This window comes from Roseibium sp. (genome assembly GCF_025698965.1).
Taxonomy (GTDB): domain Bacteria; phylum Pseudomonadota; class Alphaproteobacteria; order Rhizobiales; family Stappiaceae; genus Roseibium.
Genome location: NZ_JAILWL010000462.1, coordinates 1 through 5,187, shown reverse-complemented (window position 1 = coordinate 5,187; position 5,187 = coordinate 1). Strand labels below are relative to the sequence as shown.

General features: G+C 52.3%; 6 protein-coding genes. 1 reads left to right on the top strand and 5 read right to left on the bottom strand.

Translation table 11 applies throughout. The features are described 5' to 3' along the window. Positions 1-564: 564 nt before the first annotated feature. The 3 genes from K5905_RS27030 to K5905_RS27020 form a co-directional block, all read right to left on the bottom strand. Positions 565-915: a hypothetical protein gene (locus K5905_RS27030; RefSeq protein WP_297590087.1), complete on the bottom strand. Its 351-nt coding sequence runs from the start codon at positions 913-915 to the stop codon at positions 565-567. A gap of 465 nt (positions 916-1,380) precedes the next feature. After that, positions 1,381-2,217 (bottom strand): transglutaminase family protein, encoded by an 837-nt coding sequence (locus K5905_RS27025; protein ID WP_297590085.1) that lies wholly within the window; start codon positions 2,215-2,217, stop codon positions 1,381-1,383. A gap of 83 nt (positions 2,218-2,300) precedes the next feature. Next, a complete protein-coding gene (locus tag K5905_RS27020; protein ID WP_297590083.1) occupies positions 2,301-2,750 on the bottom strand; it encodes a hypothetical protein in 450 nt (149 codons plus the stop codon). A gap of 123 nt (positions 2,751-2,873) precedes the next feature. Here K5905_RS27020 and sstT point away from each other — a divergent pair, with 123 nt between their 5' ends. After that, the gene (gene sstT, locus K5905_RS27015; RefSeq protein WP_297590082.1) at positions 2,874-4,175 is read left to right on the top strand and encodes a serine/threonine transporter SstT; all 1,302 of its coding nucleotides are present in this window, start codon (positions 2,874-2,876) and stop codon (positions 4,173-4,175) included. Positions 4,176-4,329: 154 nt separating this feature from the next. On the opposite strand, the gene K5905_RS27010 is transcribed toward sstT, so the two are convergent. Together K5905_RS27010 and K5905_RS27005 are read right to left on the bottom strand one after the other, a co-directional pair. After that, positions 4,330-4,707: an iron chaperone gene (locus tag K5905_RS27010; RefSeq protein WP_297590080.1), complete on the bottom strand. Its 378-nt coding sequence runs from the start codon at positions 4,705-4,707 to the stop codon at positions 4,330-4,332. A gap of 117 nt (positions 4,708-4,824) precedes the next feature. Then, a partial coding sequence (locus tag K5905_RS27005) for a substrate-binding domain-containing protein (protein ID WP_297590078.1) occupies positions 4,825-5,187 on the bottom strand: 363 nt, incomplete at its 5' end.

Sequence of the window (5,187 nt, the reverse complement as noted above, 5' to 3'; positions counted from 1 at the left end):
TGGCGCTGCATTCATCCTCGCTATAAAGAAATCCCCTGGCACACTCCCAACCGGTCCCATAAGGCTTTCCAGTAAGATAGGCGTTTGCCGGAACTTGGATCGCGTCGCATTTGTCGTCTTGACGTCGATACCCTGCCAAGCATGTCCAACCGTCGCCGTAACTTTTTGCCGTTGCATTTTCCGGAATAATTGATTGTGCCGAAAGAGATTGCCCGGCAACAAAAATCAGAAAGGCTCCGAAAACCAGTTGCAAAGAAAATCGAACTCCCAAGAGGCCGGCGCTGGACCGTGATTTCCGCATTGCCAACCAAAATTTGTAAACTTGCTCGACTGTGCGAGTCATCTGACTTCTCCCGACCGCAGTAACACACCTCTGACGTGGCGAACGCTGCCAGATGTTATCCTGCAAAGTTGTAAACGGTTGGAAATGTGGTCCGTAATTCACTACTCAAACAGGCGCTTCGCTTTTTCGACACCCAAACGGAGTGCTGACCTACAACTAAGAGCAATGATCCGAAGCGTCTTTCACTCCGACCTGAAAGATTTACCCCAAATTAAATGGCTTTATTTATTTGACCCAAAGGTCTTGTCAAACAAGTTTTTACTTCGATCATCGATCGAATCTTTGATTTCCGTCATTCTATCTTCTGTAACAACTCGCTCATAAGGTTCATTCAGGTTCCGAATACGATACTGAGGAAATCTATCAACCAACGGCAAGTGACCGACGACGCGATAGTTTTCACCACGCAAGGAAGATCCCCTCATATCAGGGCTAAGCCTGACATTTTGACCCACAGAAAATCGATGGCTTGGCGAGCTGCCCTTTTCACCGGACGTATTGCGGTGCTGTTTATTTCTATTGATCAACATAAGTTTTAATCCTTCATCCAATGGACGAGGAATTTCACGCAAGGTTCAGCACCAATTTTTTAGCAGAAGCTCAGCGATATAGCTGAATGTTATGTTTGGCAAAGATGCACGAAACCCCGGATCGTGCCTAAGGCAGAACCTTGTTTCTTGGATCGCTTAACTCTTTCTGGAAAGTCTCGTCTTCCAAAAGCGGCCAGCCGCATGAAGAGTGCTCTTCATCAACTCAAGTCCCGCTTCCAGTCAGCATGGTACACTCATCGAAAGAAAAAGATACATATATTTTTCATTTGGATGATTTTATTAGATTTATTACAAAATAAAATTTCCAATCAGCCACATAAATCCGCATCGAATTCAGAGAACAATATTTTAAAAATACATAGTAATATTTATAACTCTAGTAAAAAAATTGAAAAAAAAAGATTTTTACTTTAATTTTCAAATAATTAGACCATGATAACACAGTTAAACGACCCATACCCCCTCTTCATTGCCCACTTGAGACGGTCATTGCTGTGTGCGTGGTAGATCTGCCATTTCTTTGATCTTGTCGATCCATACCTCGAATCCTTTTAATTCGTGGCGGCCAAAACTATGGGTCATCGGCACATCGGCGGCATCACGACCACGGGCGATGAGAACGCGCCCGTAACGGGTATCATTATTTCGGGGATCAAACACCCACCACCTGTCGCCAAGATAGGCTTCCATCCATGCCGCGAAATCCATAGGGGGATACGGAGGCGGTTGTCCAATATCACTGACATATCCGGTACAATAGCGCGCCGGGATATTGAGGCATCTACACAAGGCAATCGCAAGGTGTGCGTAGTCTCGACAAACTCCGACCCTTTCGTTCAACGTTTCAACCGCGGTTCGCGTGACGCGCGAGTACTCGTATCCGAACCGGACATGTTGATGCACGAAATCACAAACCGCTTGAACTCGCCGCCAACCCTGAGGCTCATGATTAAATTGTTGCCAGGCGAAATCTGAAAGGACATCGGTCTCGCAATAACGACTAGGCAGCAGATATCCAAGCACTTCGCTTGGCAAATGCTCGACATGATGCTGTTCCGCTGTTTCATCTATCTGGTCAGAAAAGCCACGATCCCTGATCGTCCCTTCGGTCGACACGGTCAATATCCCCTCGGGCGCCATCAACCTGTTGCACCAGTTTCCGAAATCATCACGGTAGGCTTCGATTGTGACAGCTGGATCTGTAACAAGAAGATCTGGTCGCTCGAGATCACTCGCTCGGGAGTAGTGCACGTTGAGCAAAAGGATCATTGGTGTTGGTGCCGGCAATTGAAATGTAAGTCGGCATCCCAGCTGCATGCGCATTTCTCTGCACCTGATTGTTCCGGTGTTTCTTTGACCTGCGATTTGTCAGCGAGTTTAGCCCAGCAGTAGACAACATGTCGCCATCAATCTGGAATGATGCATGTGATGACGTTTCGCATTGCCGTTACCACCACCAACCAACCACATAAGATCAAGCGAATTCGTTCCATTCCCGCACCGCGTGCAAGTGCGAAAACGGGATACCGGAGGCAGGCGAACCTGCTGACTTTATGGGCTAGTCGCTCCGGGCTTCTGTGCGAAAAATTCGAATTGACGTCTCCATGCCTCGGAAAAATCGACGCATTTCCACCCGAATGGCGCTCAGTTGCAAAAACGTAATCTTCCGGACAGCCATCGTTCACCTTACCTCCCCAGATACGTGGTCTCGGGAAGGCGACAAGCGCCGGGGCCAGAGGGGCGGTAAACTGAAAAATCACCATCGTTCCATCGACTGCGTCGATTTCACCATCGCGTGTGTAATACGGCTGAGAAGCGCCGTGTTGCCTTCCCTGGTGTGGCTCCTGAAGAGCCATGTCCGGAATGCAGGCAGATCACGATCGGCCTGATGTCCCGGCAAACAGGCGCGTCGCTCTCCTATAGGCGGGTGGAGTGGTCGCGTTTCCAACAACGTACCACAATCAGATAGGATGATTGCGATGAAGTCCTTCCTACCAGGCAGCCTGGTATCACAGATAATCGTCGGGTTAACTGCCGGCGTTCTCCTCGCCGCCGTTTGGCCCGAAGCGGGCATGGCGGCGGGTCTGCTGGGCGATTTCTTTGTAGACGCCCTGAAAGCCATAGCCCCAGTACTCGTGTTGATCCTGGTTTGCGCTGCCATCACCAACCACAAGAAAGGCAGCCAGGCCCGCATGGGGCCGGTTGTTTCTCTTTATATGCTCGCCACTTTCTCCGCTGCTCTGCTGGCGGTGGTGGCAAGCTTCATGTTTCCGGTGACGCTTCAACTGACCGGAACACCTGAAATCATGACCGCACCGGGCGGGCTCGGAGAGGTTCTGAAAAACATCCTGTTGAGGATGGTCGACAACCCGGTAAATGCCATCGCTCATGCGAACTACATAGGCATTCTCGCATGGGCAATCGGATTTGGTCTCGTTCTTCGTCATGCCAATGACACGACCAAGGCTCTCATGTCGGATCTCGACAAGGCGATCACGAAAATCGTCGGCGTCATCATCCGTCTGGCGCCCATAGGTATATTCGGAATTGTTGCATCGACCATTGCCGAAACCGGATTCGGCGCGCTTGTGAGTTATGCGAATTTGCTGGCGCTGCTTGTCGGCTGCATGGTTGTCATGGCGCTCGTCGTCAATCCCCTGATCGTCTTCCTGCGCATAAGACAGAACCCTTATCCACTAGTGTTCACCTGCCTCAGGGAATCCGGCATCACCGCGTTTTTCATGCGCAGTTCTGCCGCGAACATCCCCGTCAACATGGAACTTTGCCGACGCATGAACCTGGACGAGGAAACCTACTCGGTGACGATACCGATCGGAGCCACGATCAACATGGCCGGCGCAGCCATAACCATTACGATCATGACCCTGGCGGCAGTCAACACCATGGGAATTGAGGTCGACTTCCTGTCAGCCCTGTTCCTCAGTGTTCTTTCCGCGGTCGCAGCCTGTGGGGCCTCGGGTGTTGCGGGCGGCTCGCTGTTGTTGATCCCGATGGCCGCAAGCCTGTTCGGCATCGACAACGCGACAGCTATGCAGGTGGTCAGCATCGGCTTCATTGTCGGCGTGCTTCAGGATTCGGCTGAAACCGGGCTAAACTCGTCCTCCGATGTCCTGTTCACCGCTGCCGGGTCTTATAAGCAGGGCGACCCCTACCCCCGTAAACTGCCGCTTGGGGACCACGCTCCTCTCCCGCACGGCCTGCCATTGGCGGAGGGTGGTCTTCACCCGCACCAACTCCCGCTGAAAGAAGCCGCTCAATAGAGTAAGCGTTTCAAGTCTGACCAACAAAAGAGCGCCGCCAGCCCCTCGTGCTGGCGGCGTTAACGTATATGGATCATCCAGTCAGCGGATTTGCGGCTCACCAATAAAAAGGGATCATCGGCTCAATCCCTCAATCGCGGGTTCTGCCTGCATCTCAACATTCGAAGTCCTCACCGGACAGCTTCAGCGAAACGGCCCGTTGAATGAATTCTTCTATGCGGCTGTCCTCAACCGATTTTGTCTTGGTGAACCGAACGCAGCCCTTGCCGGTACTCAGGCCTCTCAGAAGCTCGCCTTGTGGGTCTATCCTGGCCGTGTCGCCCGCATAGAAACTGACATAATGACGTTGGGCATTGAGGTGAAATACAAAGTCTCCATCCAGCTTGTAGCCCAGCATTTTGTAGTGAATTTGTTCGTCGATCGATGGTGCAATCGACTTGATCAAACCCCGTAGCTGCAACAGCTTTTGCCGTCGCCAGTCATCGTCCAGTTGCTCCAGATAGTCATCAGGCGTTTCGGCATCGTACTGCATCTTCAGGTCTCCGGAATAGCTCGTTCAGCCCTTGGCAAACTGCGCGGAAGCCTGGTCCGGCGAAAACCAGCAGATCAATCACGGGCAATCTCCGTTCAAACACGGCCCCCGCTTCTGTCAGGAGAGACCCGCCGTACTCTTCCTGACCACCAGCCAGGGCTCCAGCTGGGCGCTTTCTGTGTCCGGCCGGCCGCCCTCAAGCAGGTTTACCAGCAGTTTCGCGGCCTGTTCGCCCACGGCCCGGCGCGGCTGGTGGATTGTGGTGAGCGGAGGTACGAAGTGACCTGCAATATCGATATCGTCAAAGCCGACGACAGATACATCCTGAGGCACCCGTATGCCGGCTTCGTTCAACGCAGATATGAAGCCGAAGGCTGTGCGGTCCGCAGCACAGAACACCGCGGTCGGCCTGTCTTTGAGGTCAAGCCAGGTCCTGGCTGCCTGCTCTCCGGCCTCCAGCGTGTAGTTTCCTTCCGCAAT

Excerpts from the sequence above, each read along its gene's own strand:
- K5905_RS27020 (WP_297590083.1), bottom strand. The coding sequence starts at position 2,750 with ATGGCTCTTCAGGAGCCACACCAGGGAAGGCAACACGGCGCTTCTCAG.
- sstT (WP_297590082.1), top strand. The coding sequence starts at position 2,874 with ATGAAGTCCTTCCTACCAGGCAGCCTGGTATCACAGATAATCGTCGGG.
- K5905_RS27010 (WP_297590080.1), bottom strand. The coding sequence starts at position 4,707 with ATGCAGTACGATGCCGAAACGCCTGATGACTATCTGGAGCAACTGGAC.
- K5905_RS27025 (WP_297590085.1), bottom strand. The coding sequence starts at position 2,217 with ATGCGCATGCAGCTGGGATGCCGACTTACATTTCAATTGCCGGCACCA.